This is a genomic window from Labrenzia sp. PHM005 (assembly GCF_006517275.1).
GTDB lineage: Bacteria > Pseudomonadota > Alphaproteobacteria > Rhizobiales > Stappiaceae > Roseibium.
The window spans coordinates 5,045,691-5,061,949 of sequence record NZ_CP041191.1; the positions used below are offsets into that span (position 1 = coordinate 5,045,691).

Below are 16,259 nucleotides of genomic sequence, written 5' to 3' on the forward strand. Positions count from 1 at the left end.
ACGCCGTCAAACACAGATAAAACTGGCTGGATGCCTCAATTGAAATTCATGCCCCCCCGGGCCACAGCAAAACTGGGCCCGGAAGGGCGTTTGATTGGACCTTAGGACTTAGATCCCGTCACCATACATCCCGAACACACTCAAGAAGCCGCGTTCTCTTAAGAAGTTGACGATCTCGTCCGCAACTTCTTCAGGCGGGCGGCCGACGTTTTGGATGCGGATCTCCGGGTTTTCCGGCGCTTCATAGGGGCTGTCGATCCCGGTGAAGTTCTTGATCTCACCCCGCTCAGCCTTGGCATAAAGCCCCTTCGGATCGCGCTTCTTGCACTCCTCGATGGGTGTGTCGACAAAGACTTCGATGAAGCTGCCTTCTGGCAGAAGATCGCGCGCCATCTGCCGCTCTGAGCGGAACGGCGAGATGAAGGAGACCAGCGTGATCAGCCCTGCATCAGCCATCAGCTTGGCGACCTCGCCCACACGGCGGATGTTCTCCACCCGGTCTGCATCGGTAAAGCCGAGATCCCGGTTGAGCCCGTGGCGGACGTTATCGCCATCAAGCGTGTAGGTGTGCCGGCCTTCCGCGTGCAGTTTCTTTTCAACGAGCGAGGCAATGGTCGACTTGCCCGACCCCGATAGCCCGGTGAACCACAGCACCGCCGGCTGCTGACCCATCTTGTCAGCGCGGGCCTTTTGATCGACCTCCAGCGCCTGCCAATGGATGTTGGTTGCCCGGCGCAGGGCAAACCACACCATGCCTGCCCCGACCGTTTGGTTGCTCATCCGGTCGATCAGGATGAAGGACCCGGTGGTCCGGTTGGCCTCGTACGGGTCAAAGGCAACATCGGAGGATAGGCTCAAGTTGCAGAAGGCGATCTCATTCAATTCCAGCGTCTTACCAGCCATATGTTCGAAGGTATTGACGTTGATCTTGTGTTTGATCTCCGTCACCTGGGCATTGACGGTTTTTGCGCCGATCTTCAGGAGATAGGAGCGGCCTGGCAAAAGCGCGTCTTCCGACATCCAGATGAGGTGCGCCGCCATCTGGTCCGCGACATCCGGACGGGCGGACGGCGTTGCCAGCAGATCGCCGCGGGAGATATCGATCTCATCTTCGAGCGTCAGCGTCACCGCTTCGCCTGCCCGCGCTGAGCTGACATCCCCATCAGGTGCAATGATCTGTTTGATCCGGCTGGTTTTCGCGGGACCTGCCACGACGATCTCATCACCAACGGCCACTTTGCCGCTGGCGATGGTGCCGGAATAGCCACGGAAATCCAGGTTCGGCCGGTTCACCCATTGCACGGGAAAGCGGAATGGGGCGTCCAGCTCATGCTCGCCGACCTCAATCGTTTCCAGATGCTCCAACAGGGTTGGTCCAGCGTACCAGGCAAGATGTTCGCTTTTGGCGGTGACATTGTCGCCGTAGCGCGCCGACATCGGGATCGCCTGCAGGCTTTCAAAGTCAAAGCCATTGGCGAAGGTCTCGAACTCCTTGCGGATCTCGTCGAACCGGTCTTCTGAGTACCCAACAAGGTCGATCTTGTTGACCGCCAGGACCACATGGCGAATGCCAAGCAGCGAGGCAATGAAGGCATGGCGGCGGGTTTGCACCTGCAGGCCATTGCGCGCATCGACTAGAAGCACGGCAAGATCGGCGGTTGAGGCGCCGGTTGCCATGTTGCGGGTGTATTGCTCGTGGCCGGGCGTATCGGCGACGATGAACTTGCGCTTTTCGGTGGCAAAGAAACGGTAGGCGACGTCGATTGTGATGCCCTGCTCGCGCTCTGCTTCCAGGCCGTCGACCAGCAGCGCCAGATCGATGTCCTCGCCGACCGTGCCATGTTTTTTGCTGTCGCGTTCCAGGGCGGCCAGCTGATCTTCAAAAATCAGCTTGGTGTCATAAAGCAGGCGGCCGATCAGCGTCGACTTGCCGTCATCCACCGAACCGCAGGTTAAAAACCGCAGCTGGTCTTTTTGCTCTTGAGCGGCGACATAAGCAGTCACCGCATCGGCACTTGTCAGGGTCTCTTCCAGAACGCTCATCAGAAATACCCCTCACGCTTTTTCTTTTCCATCGAGGCGCTTTCGTCCTTGTCGATCAGGCGGCCCTGACGCTCGGACGTGCGGGCAATCAGCATTTCCTTGACGATTTCCGGCAATGTAGCCGCGTCCGATTCAATCGCACCGGTCAGCGGGTAACAGCCGAGCGTGCGGAAACGGATCATCTTTTCTTCGATTTTTTCGCCCGGCTGCAGAACCAAACGGTCATCGTCGGCCATGATCAGCATGCCGTCGCGCTCCACTACCGGACGCTTTTTGGCAAAATACAGCGGCACCATCGGGATGTTTTCCGTCAGGATGTATTGCCAGATATCCAGCTCGGTCCAGTTGGACAGCGGAAAGGCGCGGATGCTCTCGCCTTTGGCGACACGGGCGTTGTAGAGGTTCCACAGCTCCGGACGCTGGTTTTTCGGATCCCAGCCGTGATGGGCATTCCTGAAGGAAAACACCCGTTCCTTGGCCCGGCTCTTTTCTTCATCCCGGCGCGCGCCGCCAAAAGCAGCATCAAAGCCGTATTTGTCGAGTGCCTGTTTCAGCGCCTCGGTTTTCATCACATGGGTGTGCACGGATGAGCCGTGGGAGAACGGGCCGATGCCCTTTTCCAGTCCTTCCGGATTGGTGTGCACCAAGAGATCCAGGCCCAGGCGCTTGGCGGTCTCGTCCCGGAAGGTGATCATGTCCTTGAACTTCCAAGTGGTATCAACATGAAGCAAAGGAAACGGCGGTTTGGACGGATAAAACGCCTTCATCGCCAGGTGCAGCATGACACCGCTGTCCTTGCCGATGGAATATAACATCACCGGATTAGAGAACTCAGCCGCCACCTCGCGGATGATGTGAATGCTCTCCGCCTCTAATCGGCGGAGGTTACTAAGGCGCTCTGACGTCACTTCTATCGGCCCAATATCCATATTCGTATCTAGTCCCGACCCCGAATAACCGGGGTTTCACCAAGTAGTACTGGTTAGTCTGGTACTCACCAAGTCTCCAAGTTGTAGATCAATTGACCTTTTCCGGAGCAGGCAACGTGCAGCATTCTTGTTAAAAACAGGCGGAAACTCTGTGCTTCAGGCCCTGGTGTGTGACCGTAGAGATAGAGACCTATCCATAATCAATTCAAGGAATGACATTCCACGATCTGCTCAGATCATAAAAAGCGTTAGTCTTTTTATCGAGTCCGACTCCCAAATTATTAAAAGAGCTGACGACATTCTGGCGTTGTATTCATTTCGATTCACGGATTGGAAAGCATTCCTGAATAGGATGCGATTTGAGCCGTGTGCGCGACTTTCGAAATGCCGGATCAAACAGTTATGTCCGATGAAAAGCAAGAACAGGCACTTATGAGTGGTCAGGATACCGGGGCGCCTGAAAACCGTCCACGGCGAACCCGCGTTCTGAAAAAAGGCAAGATCGTTTTTCAAGGCGGCTTGCGTTCGTTTCCATGCATAGTACGTAATCTGTCCGATGGCGGCGCACTCTTGCAGTTTGAAACCGCCTTCATGGCACCGCCGCAATTCGACTTGCATATCGATCTGGAGAACTTTGAAGTCAGCTGCGAGAAGCGCTGGGAAGATGGCCTAAAGCTTGGCGTCCAATTTATCACCGAAAAGCGGACCGTCAGTGCTCAGCGTGCACAGACCCTAAAAACGTCAGAAGAAGCGCTGAAGTCCGAAATCGACATCATGCATGACAGCCCGGACAATTTCTTTACGCGGCAGCACATGGTCGATGATCAAAAACGCGCTCACCAGCCGGTCCGCAGAACTCGTCCAGCAGGAAGCGGCAAAACAGGTTTCGGCAAACGTCGATAAATACCTTCGCCTCCGGCAATATACCAGATCAGCTGACATACAGTAGTCCCTTTCGCCGGAAGGACGACATTGCTGCTTGGATACAAGCAGGCCCCGTTATCACATTGTGGGGAGATTTGGTTTCTTCAATTTCAGTAGCGGACCGGTCTCCAAAATAGAACGTTTTTGGACAATTCGCAGCACTCGAAATAGATGCTCAAGTTATGTCCGGTGTCCGTCGGCTGGGTATCGGCGGGCAGTTTCTGCACCCTTGGCCAGCTCAGAAACAGCCTAAAGCGACGTCATCGCAAGCTGCTCCCGATCTTGACGACAAAATCATCCTTGGTTATGCGACCAAGCCCCGCCCCCCGCACAACTTTTGCGGTTACTCCTGAAAATATGAATAACAAAATCGACCCACACCTAAATAAGTATTACTACTATATTTAGTAATATCTATCATATTATTGACAAATATTACAATACACCTCACTATTTCAAGCCAGCTGCAATTGAGCAAAAGAACAATATACGCCATTTAACTTTTCTTTCCTTTTAGTTGTCATAATTTTCTTGATTTCAAAAATAACAGTTACTGCTCAATTTAGGTGGCTGATGGCACATTATATTAATCGCGACTGTGATGCTTGGGCCTTGCTCGAGTGCCTCGTCTCATCTGTCCATCAGGGTATTACTGTCGTCGACAAAGACTTGAACATCGACTTGTTTAACAACGAAGCTATTAGGTTACTTGATCTTAGCCCGGAGATTGTTGCCCAGACACCGACCTTTGAAGGTTTAATTCGGTACAATGCCGAACGCGGAGATTATGGCCCAGGCGATCCGGATGAACAGGTTGCCGAACGGATCGCAATAGCCAAAAAATTTGAACCTCATGATTTTGTCCGCGAGCGCCCTGATGGTACCCGTATACGAATCCAGGGCACCCCAATGTCCAATGGCGGATTTGTCACCATCTATACCGATGTCACCGAGGAGTACCGGCAGAAAACTGAGCTGGAAGATGCTCGCGAACGCCTCGAAGGACGGCTTTCAGAGAGCTCAAGGGAACTGGATCGCAACCGTGATCTCTTGTTAAACGCGATCAACGCCATATCGGACGGACTTGGCATTGCCAATCCAAGAGGTGAAGTCATCCTCGCCAACGACAAGATGCGCAAAATCTATCCGCGTATCGATGAGTTTATTGACAACAAGGGCAGCGCCGTTGACGTCATCCGAACCGTTTTCCCGGAAAAAACCGGACGCAATTTCGAAAACGATGACGAAGGCCCGTTTGGTGATGGCGAATGGCGTTTTCCTGATGGCCGCTGGTACAAAGTCACCCGGACCAGAGCCAGCGATGGCAGCCTGATCTCTGTCTATTCAGACGTCACATCCTATAAGGAACAACATGCCGTTTTGCAGAGCCACACGGACGAGTTGATCCGGCATCTTCGAAAAGAAAAGAAGCTCACCGAGATGCAGCGGGAATTCGTCTCCATGGCATCGCATGAATTCCGAACCCCACTGGCGATTATCGACAGCAACGCGCAACGCATGGCGCGAAAGATCGACAAACTCGAACCGACCATGGTTATGGATCGGATTACGAACATCCGTCAAAGCGTTGAACGGATGCAGTATCTCATAACGCGTTTCTTGAATTTTTCGCAGTCACAGTCGGGAGAAGTCGACCTACAGACCGAGGACACAGCAATCCGGGATCTCGTCGACCGGGTCTGCAGATCAATACAAAGCGTCAACAAAAACCACGATATTCATATTGATATTTCGGACCTGCCCGAGAATGCGACACTCGACCCCAAGTTGTTTGAACACTGCCTAAACAACATCATTTCGAATGCGATCAAATACTCCCCTGAAAGAAAAAACATCTGGGTGACTGGCAGCCAGATTGACGGCAGCTTTCAGATTTCGGTCCGGGATGAAGGGGTTGGCATTCCCACTGACGAAATTCCGAAAATCTTCAACCGGTACTTTAGGGCCTCGACGTCCAGCGGGATCGCCGGGACCGGGATTGGGCTCAATATGACCGAGATGATCATTCAAAAACACAACGGTAAAGTCGATGTGGACAGTCAGGTCGGGGAAGGAACGACCGTCACTATGACCTTGCCGACAGCCGTCAGGGCTGCAGCTTGACCGATGAAGAGGCAATTGGAAACCGCTCTTAAAACCAGGGCCAGCTTTTTGGAGCTACCATGACTGAAAAGGCAACTATTCTGTGTGTCGAAGACGAGAGCTTGCTCTTGGAAGACCTACGCGATGAATTGATAGAAGAAGGTTACCGGGTGTTGACGGCTGGAGACGGCAAGGCAGCGCTGGAAGTATTGAGCACAGACCGTCCGGACTTAATTCTCTGCGATATGATGATGCCGCGTATGGATGGCCCAAGTTTGCTGAAGGAAATCCGGGATAATCATAAGAAACTGGACAATGTTCCATTTATATTTCTAACGGCCAAAGCCACCAGAGATGACATCATCATGGGAAAACGGCTTGGCGTGGACGACTATCTGACCAAGCCCGTCGATTACGATCTTCTTCTGGCAACCGTCGATGCCTCGATTGGCCAAATCAAACGCATTGAGGAACAGAACAACAAAAAACTGCGGATGCTGTATAAAGCACTGCAAGACAAACGGCACAAAGGCCCAGCGACAAAAAAACCGCGGCCTTTAACCATCTCGATCATTACGGCAAAGCCGAACCTCATTCAGCCGCTGACAACGGCGATGCGGGAACTGGGGTGCGAGGTGAGCTTCATTTCCGAAGACCAGCTGGCAAAACGGTCCTTTGATTTGCAGAATGTCGACCTCCTGTTCATGATGTACAGCAAGGTCGTTCACTACTACTTGAAATATGTGACGGAAGAACGCCCCCAAGACTGGGATGGCGAGACCATCATTCTGGCCCCTCCGAAAATCACCGTCGAACAACGCAACATCATAACCGACAGCGGCGTCGATGACTTTATCGAATACCCCTATCCGCCCGTCGATATATTCAAGCTGATCTTGAAGAAAGTTAAGGGCGCGCCGGCAATGGCCAGCGGAACCACACACTGAGCCCACCGTATCGCCTGGCACACCGGTAGGCGATGGTTGCGGCTGCGTCGAAGAAGACACTGCAAAGCGTCTTCTTCATCCTGCAGATGATGAGCCTCGTTCGCCTTTCCTGATCCGTGGTTACTGCGCCGTCCAGCCACCATCGACCGGGATGGTTGTTCCGGTGACATTATGCGCAACCGGATTACACAGCCACAGTGCCAGCTCGCCGATTTCCGATGGGTTCGATGTCCGTTTTGTCGGCTGTTTTTCGGCCAAAAGGTCGGCAATTCCGAGGTCTCTATCACCACCGTGAAGGGCCGCGCGGGCGGCAACTTGCGGCTCGATCAGCACTGTTTCGGTCCAGCCTGGCGCTATGCAATTGACGGTGACACCGCCTTTGGCCTTGGTTCCGGCCGCCGCATATTCCAATGCTGCCACCTTGCTCATGCCGACCAGGCCGAATTTGGAGGCAACATAAGGCGCCTTGTTGACTGACGCGACCAAGCCATGCACGGACGCTATGTTGATCACCCGGCCATAACCGCGCTCGGCCATCACGGGCAGCGCATGACGCATGGTGTGAAAGGCGCCGGAGAGGTTGACGCCGATAATGGCGTCCCAAGTCGCCGCATCCAGCTCTGCGTAGCTGGCAGTTTTTTGGATACCGGCATTGTTTACCAGAATGTCGGCGCCGCCCCACTCCGCAACGGCCTGCATCATTGCATCGACGGCTGCGATATCGCGTATATCGGCGTCAAAGAACTTCGCTTCCGGAGCCCCAGCACCTTTGACTGCAGCGACCGCCTCCGCCGCCTGTTCCGGTGTTGCCAGGCCATGCAAGGCCACCCGGGCACCGGCCTTGGCCAGGCAGGTTGCAATCGACAGCCCAATGCCCTGGACCGAGCCAGTGACCAGCGCTGTTTTTCCTGTCAGTTCAGTCATTTTTCCTCCTCCTCTGCCGCCAGCAGATTGCGCAAGTCGGTTTTCAGGACTTTGCCGTAATTGTTCTTCGGCAGCGCCTCGGCAAACCGGTAAATTTTGGGGCGTTTGAACCGGGCGATCTGATCGAGACACAGCGCATCGAGCGCCGCTGCCTCAACTGACAGTCCTTCGGCACAGACGACGAAGGCCACAACGATCTCGCCCCATTCCGGATCCGGTATGCCGATGACGGCCACTTCATGGACCGCTGGATGGCGTAAGAGTACCTCTTCCACTTCTCTCGGATAGATGTTGGTACCGCCGGAAATGATCACATCCTTTGAGCGGTCTTGCAGGGTCAGATAGCCCTCGTCATCCAACCGGCCCATGTCGCCGGTCCAGAGCCAAGCGTCCCGGATCGTGGCATCGGTTGCTTCAGGGTTCTGCCAATAGCCTTTCATCACGGTGGAGCCCCGCACTGTGATCTCGCCGACTTCGCCGGCGGGAAGCTCGGCGCCCTCCCCGTCCACGACCTTCACCCGGACCGAAGACTGCGCCGTACCGACGGAATTGAGCCGCGTGCGCCAGCGCGCATGGCTGCGGTCCGAAACCTCTGTGCGCGAAAGGGCAGTGATCCCCATCGGGCATTCGCCCTGACCGTAGATCTGAACAAACCGCGCGCCCATCACCTCGACCGCCTCCAGAATGTCGGCCTCATACATTGGCCCGCCGGCATAAACGACGGTACGGATGCCCTCTCCCGTCCCGCCTGAGACCTTCGCCTCATCGACCATCCGGCGCACCATAGTGGGCGCGGCAAACATGCTGACAGATGTCAGCTCCGGTGCGATGTTCAGAATTTCCGCGGCATCGAAACCGCCGCTTTCCGGAACAACATGGCGTGCGCCGCGCAAGACATGCATGAAATTATAAAGCCCGGCGCCGTGGCTCATCGGCGCGGCATAAAGAATCGCATCGCCGGTCTTTACTTCGTCGACATCAACGAAATAGTTCAGCGTCATGGAAGTGATATTGCCGCAGGTGATCATCACACCCTTCGGCCGTCCGGTGGTGCCCGACGTATAGAACAGCCAGGCAAGCTCGTCCGTTTCCATCGGCACGGGCTGGTTCATCGCTGGAGTGCCACGCAGGACCGCATAGTCTGGGCCCTGGCAAGAAACGACGGTCACATCCTCCGCCACATATTTGGGAAGGGCTGCGGCGGATTTGTCGTCGCAAAACACCAGCCGCGCACCGGCGTCAGAAACCATCCAGGCCGCTTCCTTGCCGTGCAGTTTCGCATTGATTGGCACGGCCGCCGCCCCGGCCCACCAGATGCCGTAAAGCACCTCAAGATAGGCGGGGCTGTTCGACATAAACACCGCCACCCGGTCGCCACGCTCTATGCCGCGCTGTTGCAGCGCGGCGGCAATGGCTGCGGCTGCTTTTGCAAATTTTGCATAGTCTGCAATCTGCTTTGTTCCGGAAAAAAGCGCCGGAGCGCCGGGCGTCTTGGTCGCGGTGCGGTACAGCCATTCAGCCGGGTTCATTGCTTGCCTCCCTTAGATACCTTTCGGATACTCTTTCAGGGCTTTATCTGGATATTCCGTCAAAACACGTAACGGAGACCCACTTGGAGGACATCGCGGCTTTTGCCTTTGAACACGCACCCGTCGGACTGATCTATTCGGAGGACCGGATGATCCGGCGTTGCAACCCGCGTTTTGCGGCCATGTTCCAATACTCCGTTGCCGAGCTGACGGATGTCTCGCTGTCGCAGCTTTATCCGTCCTCGGAAGAATTCCTGCGTATCGGCCAGATCGGCGCGGAAAAGATGCTTGGCACTGGCGCGTATCGGGACGAGCGCATCATGCGCCGCAAATCCGGTGTGCTCTTCTGGTGCCGGGTGCGGGGCCAGTCGCTCGACAAGGATCATCCGTTTGCCCGCGCGGTCTGGAGCTTTGCCGATATTTCGGACGACCGCCCGCTGGCCGAGATGAGCTTGAGGGAACGTCAAGTCGCGACCATGCTGGCGGAAGGTCTGACGTCCAAGGAAATCGCCCGGGCGCTCGATATTTCCCACCGCACCGTCGAAGTCCACCGCGCGCGGCTCATGAAAAAATTCAACGCCCGCAACAGCCTGGAACTCATTGCGCTTATTGCCGGCGTGCCAGTTTAGGTTTTTTGGCATTTGCCGTGCTCAGGCAAGTGTCCCTGCCCCGCTGTCATCCTGGACTTGATCCGGTCAAACAAAACTATAATAGAAGGGCCGTTCAGAGGCAAAACCGGCGCATAGCCGCCATAGGCAGTGGTCTCAATCAATGGCCGCTTCGGGCCCCTAGTCGGACATTCAGCGCGTCGCAAGTTTATTCTGGAAGCCGACATTCATTCGAGGCGCAGCTAATTCACGGTATGGGCGGTAACTGGACCTGCGCGGCGTAACAAACGAATGGCGGCTCCAGTCGTTCAGACCACAGTCCTTGTACCGCTCAAAAATCTTGTGTCCCGTGACCCGGGAAATCCCAAACTCACGGCAAAGCGGTGCCATTTTGCAGCTCTATGAAACCCTCGTCAGATCCTGGATTTCGGACGCCAGATGCAATCTGGCACATGCGACCGTTTCAGCGCTTTCCGTTCTGGATTTTGAATCCGTTGTCATCGACGGCGCTCTGCCTGTTCAAGTGAAAGACCGCCTGGTGGCAGAGGTGCGAGATCAGCTGGAAAAAACGGATCTGCAAGGGGTTCACAGGCCGGAAATTGAAGCCGGCACTCTGGGGCACCGTGCTCGAACACTTGGTGCAGCCGCCACTTTGATCAGCGCAGAATACATGAACGAGCTCAATCCGATCGGGGCGTGATTGGGTGAGAATGCTAGACGTGGATTGTGTGACAGATCCAGAGAGAGCCGAACCAGTTTTCAAGTTCGTCTCTCTCCAGGCAGGACACGGATCACGTCGCAACATGGCTGACTTCCCGGTCCGGTGAGTAAATATCGAGGATGTTCCAATGACCCGTGGTTGGGGTCGGGTTGTTGATCATGGGCACATCCAGCACTGTAGGCCTGCCGCTCTCAACGGCAGCCTGGAGCGTCGGAAGCAGCTCATCCGCATTGCCAACCTTAATGCCGACTGCGCCATAGGCTCGTGCGATTTGAGCGTAGTCCGGGCCATGTTCTGGTTCCGCTGAGGTGCCCGGGAACGTAGTCCCGTAAGTTAGTCCGTAATGGGCTTTCTGAAGCCCAGCGATCGTTCCAAATGCATTGTTGTTCATCACCAGCCAGATGATGCCGAGGTCGAGCTCAACAGCGGTCGCCAACATGGCAGGGTTCTGGCCGAAACCACCATCGCCGACGAGGCTGAGGACCACACGCTCCGGAACAGCAAGTTTGGCGCCAATAGCACCCGGAGGGCCAAAGCCCATCGTAGCGAAACCGCCTGGCGTGAGGATCGAGCCCGGTGTCAGGATGTCGAACTGCTGTCCCACCCCGTTCTTGTTCCAGCCCACATCTGTCGTGATGATCGCATCGTCCGGCAACGCCTTGCGGGTATCGGAGAGAATGCGTTCCGGCATCATCGGAAACGCTGGAGAAGTTGCCATCTCCGTGTTGGACGCTTTGAAGTCTTTTCGGAATTCGGAAATCTTGGAAAAAAGGTCCGAACGTTTGAACCCCTCCGGATAAAGCTCTCGGGCAACGCGTGTTAGGGTCCGCAGAGCAGCCTTGGCATCAGCGACGACGCCGATTTCGGTCGGATAGTTGCGACCGATTTCAGAGGGTTCGATGTCGATGTGAATCACCTTGGACCCAGGAATGTTGAATGTGTAGCCCGGATACCAGCTGGAGCAGTCGGCCTCTTTGAACCTCGTTCCCACAGCAAAGACATAGTCTGCGTCGAGACACGTCTGGTTGACCAGGCTTGTTCCCCAGAAACCCGTCATTCCAAGCACTTGGGGATGATCGTCACGCAAAGCGCCCTTGCCCATGAGCGAATGCGCGACCGGCATCCCCATGTGTTCAACGAATTCACGCAGCTCCTCGCTTGCCTTGGCAAGCAGGATACCGCCTCCGACATAGGCAACCGGCTTGTCCGCTTCGGCCAGTCTGGTCACGATCTGTCGCGCTGTTTCATCATCTATGGACGGTTTGACCAGAGCTCGGGTGTTCGAAGCGATCCGGTCGAAACTGTCGGAGCTGATGCGTTCGCTGAAGATGTCCATAGGAACATTGACAAGCACCGGGCCGGGCTGACCACTTTCAGCCAGATGAAAGGCTTTTTCCAGAATTTCGGCCATCAGGTCTGCGCGATCCACCCGCCAGGCTCTCTTGACGAACGGGCGATAGATCTCCCACTGCGCAGCGTCGGCGTGAAGGTTCACTTCCTGATGCGGGTGTTTACCGTAATAATGAGTTGGAATATCACCGGCGATGACAACCATCGGAATACAGTCGAGCGCTGCGTTGGCGACGCCAGTTGCGCAATTGGTCAACCCCGGAGACAGGTGCGACAGGACGACGGATGCCTTTCCTGTCACCCGCGCATAGGCGTCGGCCGCATGGCTGGCGATCTGCTCATGGCGCACAGTGACGAAGTCGATCGGACTGTCTGCCAGCGCTGCCAGCACGGCAATGTTGGTGTGACCGCAAAGACCGAAGATGTGCTTTACATGACGCCTTTCCAGATAATCGACGATGTGCTCTGCAACGGTTTTGGGCTTCTTCAGGATGGCGTCCATCACGCAACCTCCCGACCGAAAAACTCGCCGAAGAGCTCTTCATCAGATGGCTTGTCTTCCGCAATAGGACGGCTGACCCAAGTGTAGTTCATCATGTGTTTGAGCGTGACATTCTCATTCGTAATGTTGCCGCCCCAGATGCCGCATCCCAATGAACTGGTCATGGGCATGCCGTTGGTGAAGCTGCCTGCATTTGCTTTCGACTGGGGCTGTCGAACCATCATGCGGCTGACAGGCGCCAGGCGCGCAAGACGATCAATATGGTCATCGTTATGACTATAGATGCCGCAGGAATGCCCCTTGCCCCCGACTTCGTAGATTTTGCTCACGGTGTTAAGCGCATCATCGAAGTTTTCGAAGTGATAAAGCGCCATCAAAGTGGTGAGCTTCTCCTTTGAAAATTTGTGCTCTGGTCCAATGCACCCCTGGTTTTCCACCATCAAGAACTTGCGATCTTCCGGAATGGCAAAACCCGCGACTTCCGCTGTCTGTTGTGGCTTGCAGGCAATCGTCGGGAACGTCCGGTTGCCCTTTTCGTCCCACATTGCCTTTTCCAGCAGGGCCTTTTCTTCGTCGTTGCAAAGGTATCCACCTTCATCTTCGAGCGCCTTCACCATCTTCTCGTAGATCGAGTTTTGAATGATGATGTTGCCGTCCGCCGAACACCCGGACCCAAAATCGCTGGTCTTGGACATGCGGGTGTTTTTGGCAGCGATCTCGATATCGGCCGTCTCGTCGATCACGATGGAGGAGTTGCCCGCCCCCACCCCGAACGCCGGTTTGCCGCTAGAATAAGCAGCCTTCACCATTGGCTTGCCACCTGTCGCCAGCGTGAGATCGCAAATTTCCATCAAATGCTGGGTCAGCGGGATCGAAGGATGGGTTACGCACTGGAAGAGGTCTTCCGGCGCGCCGACATCCCGACAGGCCTGCCTCAGCACATCGGTCATCTGGGAGGTTGTTAGTCGGGTTCGTGGATGCGGAGAAAAGATCACCGCGTTCCGAGCTTTGGCAGCGTAGATGCCGGTAACCGGAGGTGTCAGCGCTGGGTTGGTCATCGGAATGAGCGAAGCGATCACACCGGCAGGCTTTGCGTATTTGACCAGGCCCCTGGCCTCGTCCACTTCCACGATCCCGGTCGATTTCTGGCGCAATGCGTCCCGCAATACACCATAGATCTTGAAACGCTTGCCGGGACGCCCTTCCCTGTCGCCAATACCGCTTTCGTCGACGCCCTGTTGCGCCAGCCGCGTGAAGGTTTTTTCATTGCCCGCATACCAGCCGATGGCCTGCGCAAGACGGTCCAGGTCTTCCTGGCTCCAGTCCTCGATCTCGGCCATGGCTGCGCGTGCACGCGCCAGCATTTCATTTGCCAATGCGCGGTCTTCTTCAGTGAGCTCTTTGCCCATAACTGTCCTCTTTGGTCTGAAGGGGAACGAGGTCTATCGTGCGGCGCTGTGACCGGGTGGCCCCGAATTTCTGTTTGGCGTGGTGCAGGCAGCGGCGAGCATGTTCTTCATATCCAAGCTCAGCGATACGTGCGGTGTTGGGAAGTTCAATGGAATAGTCGACCGGCGGCATGCGCTCGATAATGCCGGCAAAGTCGATCCAGCCTTCGCCCGGATAAAGCCGTGCATCGCGGGCCAGCTGGATCATGCCTTCGCGCGTATCTGCGATCCCCGGCAGGCAGTCTGAAATGTGAAGGAAATGCAGAAGATCGGACGGAACGTGGAGCAACTCGCCTATGTCCACTCGGCTCAGGTGCAAATAAAGGGTATCGACGAGGATGCCGCCATTTGTCCTGTCCGCGGCGCGAACGATATCGAGGGCCTCGTCCAACGTGCGCAACCTGGAAAAGGAAGGAAACTCGAGGTCGACGGTTAATCCGTAAGGCTCTGCAAGGTCACAGGTTTCGCCATAGACATCGATCAGGAAGTTCCGGTCGTCGCGCGTCTGCGTCCAAGCACTCATGATCATGCGCCTGGCACCCAATTCGCCGCCAAGCTCCAACGCCCGTTCGAAACCTCGTGGATCGCAATCTTCCGTGATCCTTGCAAGCTCGATATCGAGGACTTTCAGTCCTGTCGTGGCGAGCGCCGTTTTCGTCGCCTGGACCTGGGTCTTGCTGATCGGTGACTGGGTGAACTCGCCCGGAATATGCATGGGAAGAAAGCGCGGCGACACCGCATCATAACCTGCGCGCGCGGCAACGTAGATCAACTCCGGCACCGTCGCGTTGATCAGCGTCAGATGAGCGAGGGAATAGAGTGGCTGTTCCGGGTCTGCCTGATGTTTCGCGGGCATGCGCGGGCTCCGTAAGGCGTGACACAATTTATCCTGCGTTTTTAAAAATATCTGATATTTTTGTATTTATCAAATATTTTATGCCTGCGCTTTCGAAGACTTTAAAAACGAAGAAAACCTATTCTTTTCATACAACTACCCCTCAGCTAGCGGCATCTGCCAACTGAGGGGTCGAGTTTTTGTCAGATTTTTTGCCAGCTGGATTCTGTTTCCGCAGAGTTTGCGGAGGCCTCCACGAAGTGAACGCCCTTGGCCCCTTGAGTTACAGTCGGGTAGTTCAGCCAGTGCTGGGGAGGTGTCACGCCGTCTCTGCGAGCCGCAACCGCCATGGCAAATTCCGTATAGAGGTTCGCCCAGGCTTCGATGATCCCTTCCGGGAAACCCCGTGCCGCACGCACGAAACGTTCCGTTTTAGCGCTGACACCGTGGCCATGCCCCCGGCTGATGATCCGGTCAGGTTCGCCAAAACGGTTGAACTTGAGCTGTTCCGACTTTTCCAGATCCCACTCCAGCCCCCCTTCGCTGCCAAAAACACGCAGACGCAAACCACCGCGATTTCCGGGAGCAAGCCGCGTTGCCATCAATGTCCCGGGCACATCGTTTTCAAACCGGGTAAACATAAAGACCGTATCTTCAAGAGGTTTTGGAGCACCGCAAACATGCATTTCCGCACGCAGATGTGTCATCTCCAGCCCTGAAACAAAACTGGCGAGGTGGGCCGCATGCGTGCCGATATCACCCGTACAGCTGGTTCTTCCGGACTTGGCCGGGTCCAGACGCCATTTGACATGATCAGCTTCGGCAACGGCCTCAGGTGTCATCCAGTCCTGCAAAAACTCGACATGGATCTGATTGATCCTTCCAATGCCGCCCTGTTTCACAATTTCCCGAGCCTGACGGATCATGGGAAAACAGGACATTGTGTAACCGACGGCGAAGACGAGACCCGTTTCCCTGGCAATCGAGACGAGTTCATCCGCCTCACCCGGATCATTGGTCAGCGGCTTGTCACATAAAACGTCAATGCCCTTGTCCAGAAAGGCCTTGGCAGCATCGAAATGAACGTGATTGGGCGTCGTGATCATGACTGCGTCGACACCATCCGGCCGACCGGCTTCGACAGATGCCATCTCATTGAATGTTGCGTAGCTTCGGTCCGGCTGAATGAACCACTCTTCGGCTCGCTGACGTGCCTTTACCGGGTCCGAGCTCAGCGCCCCAGCGACGACCTCCCAGCGGTCGGTCAATCGGGCGGCGGTTGCCTGTGTAACAGAGATGCGCCCTCCCCCGACAACCCCCAGCCTCAGCCGGCGGCTCTGACGGGGGAACGGTCCGTCGAAGTCCAAACTCGCAGGCAAAATTCTACTCATGGCCT

At 55.6% G+C, this 16,259-nt stretch carries 13 protein-coding genes; 5 read left to right on the forward strand and 8 right to left on the reverse strand.

The genetic code is table 11. From position 1 onward, the window contains the following. Nucleotides 1–108: 108 nt before the first annotated feature. Nucleotides 109–2,043: a sulfate adenylyltransferase subunit CysN gene (cysN, locus tag FJ695_RS22855; protein ID WP_141187585.1), complete on the reverse strand. Its 1,935-nt coding sequence runs from the start codon at nucleotides 2,041–2,043 to the stop codon at nucleotides 109–111. Beyond that, nucleotides 2,043–2,972 carry a sulfate adenylyltransferase subunit CysD gene (gene cysD, locus FJ695_RS22860; RefSeq protein WP_141187586.1) on the reverse strand — a complete coding sequence of 310 codons (930 nt, stop codon included), beginning with the start codon at nucleotides 2,970–2,972 and terminating at the stop codon, nucleotides 2,043–2,045. Before cysD ends, cysN begins: the two co-directional genes overlap by 1 nt. Before the next feature lie 402 nt (nucleotides 2,973–3,374). On the opposite strand from cysD, the gene FJ695_RS22865 reads away from it, so the two are divergent. The 3 genes from FJ695_RS22865 (at nucleotide 3,375) to FJ695_RS22875 (ending at nucleotide 6,946) form a co-directional block, all read left to right on the forward strand. After that, nucleotides 3,375–3,875, forward strand: a complete 501-nt coding sequence (locus tag FJ695_RS22865; protein WP_168206464.1) for a PilZ domain-containing protein — start codon at nucleotides 3,375–3,377, stop codon at nucleotides 3,873–3,875. Between the two features lie 594 nt (nucleotides 3,876–4,469). Next, nucleotides 4,470–6,020 (forward strand): PAS-domain containing protein, encoded by a 1,551-nt coding sequence (locus FJ695_RS22870; protein ID WP_141187588.1) that lies wholly within the window; start codon nucleotides 4,470–4,472, stop codon nucleotides 6,018–6,020. A 59-nt stretch (nucleotides 6,021–6,079) separates the two neighbouring features. Further along, complete coding sequence (locus tag FJ695_RS22875; RefSeq protein WP_141187589.1) at nucleotides 6,080–6,946, forward strand: response regulator transcription factor; 867 nt, start codon at nucleotides 6,080–6,082, stop codon at nucleotides 6,944–6,946. Between the two features lie 120 nt (nucleotides 6,947–7,066). Here the strand turns inward: FJ695_RS22875 and FJ695_RS22880 are convergent, their stop codons facing one another. After that, a complete protein-coding gene (locus tag FJ695_RS22880; protein WP_141187590.1) occupies nucleotides 7,067–7,870 on the reverse strand; it encodes an SDR family NAD(P)-dependent oxidoreductase in 804 nt (267 codons plus the stop codon). After that, entirely contained in the window at nucleotides 7,867–9,399 is a 1,533-nt protein-coding gene (locus FJ695_RS22885) for an AMP-binding protein (RefSeq protein WP_141187591.1), read from the reverse strand. The genes FJ695_RS22880 and FJ695_RS22885 overlap by 4 nt, the downstream gene beginning before the upstream one ends. Nucleotides 9,400–9,482: 83 nt before the next feature. On the opposite strand from FJ695_RS22885, the gene FJ695_RS22890 reads away from it, so the two are divergent. Both FJ695_RS22890 and FJ695_RS22900 read left to right on the forward strand, forming a co-directional pair. Then, entirely contained in the window at nucleotides 9,483–10,028 is a 546-nt protein-coding gene (locus tag FJ695_RS22890; RefSeq protein WP_209010789.1) for a PAS and helix-turn-helix domain-containing protein, read from the forward strand. A gap of 328 nt (nucleotides 10,029–10,356) precedes the next feature. Next, a complete protein-coding gene (locus FJ695_RS22900) occupies nucleotides 10,357–10,707 on the forward strand; it encodes an ROK family protein (RefSeq protein ID WP_168206214.1) in 351 nt (116 codons plus the stop codon). A gap of 91 nt (nucleotides 10,708–10,798) precedes the next feature. Here FJ695_RS22900 and FJ695_RS22905 read toward each other — a convergent pair whose 3' ends face one another. The 4 genes from FJ695_RS22905 to FJ695_RS22920 all read right to left on the reverse strand — a co-directional run bounded on the left by FJ695_RS22905 (nucleotide 10,799) and on the right by FJ695_RS22920 (nucleotide 16,254). After that, nucleotides 10,799–12,580 carry a thiamine pyrophosphate-binding protein gene (locus FJ695_RS22905; protein ID WP_141187594.1) on the reverse strand — a complete coding sequence of 594 codons (1,782 nt, stop codon included), beginning with the start codon at nucleotides 12,578–12,580 and terminating at the stop codon, nucleotides 10,799–10,801. Next, nucleotides 12,580–13,989, reverse strand: a complete 1,410-nt coding sequence (locus FJ695_RS22910) for an aldehyde dehydrogenase family protein (protein ID WP_141187595.1) — start codon at nucleotides 13,987–13,989, stop codon at nucleotides 12,580–12,582. The genes FJ695_RS22905 and FJ695_RS22910 overlap by 1 nt, the downstream gene beginning before the upstream one ends. Continuing rightward, the gene (locus FJ695_RS22915; protein WP_141187596.1) at nucleotides 13,970–14,884 is read right to left on the reverse strand and encodes a sugar phosphate isomerase/epimerase; all 915 of its coding nucleotides are present in this window, start codon (nucleotides 14,882–14,884) and stop codon (nucleotides 13,970–13,972) included. Before FJ695_RS22915 ends, FJ695_RS22910 begins: the two co-directional genes overlap by 20 nt. A gap of 182 nt (nucleotides 14,885–15,066) precedes the next feature. Continuing rightward, nucleotides 15,067–16,254 (reverse strand): Gfo/Idh/MocA family protein, encoded by a 1,188-nt coding sequence (locus FJ695_RS22920; protein WP_141187597.1) that lies wholly within the window; start codon nucleotides 16,252–16,254, stop codon nucleotides 15,067–15,069. Between the last annotated feature and the right edge of the window lie 5 nt (nucleotides 16,255–16,259).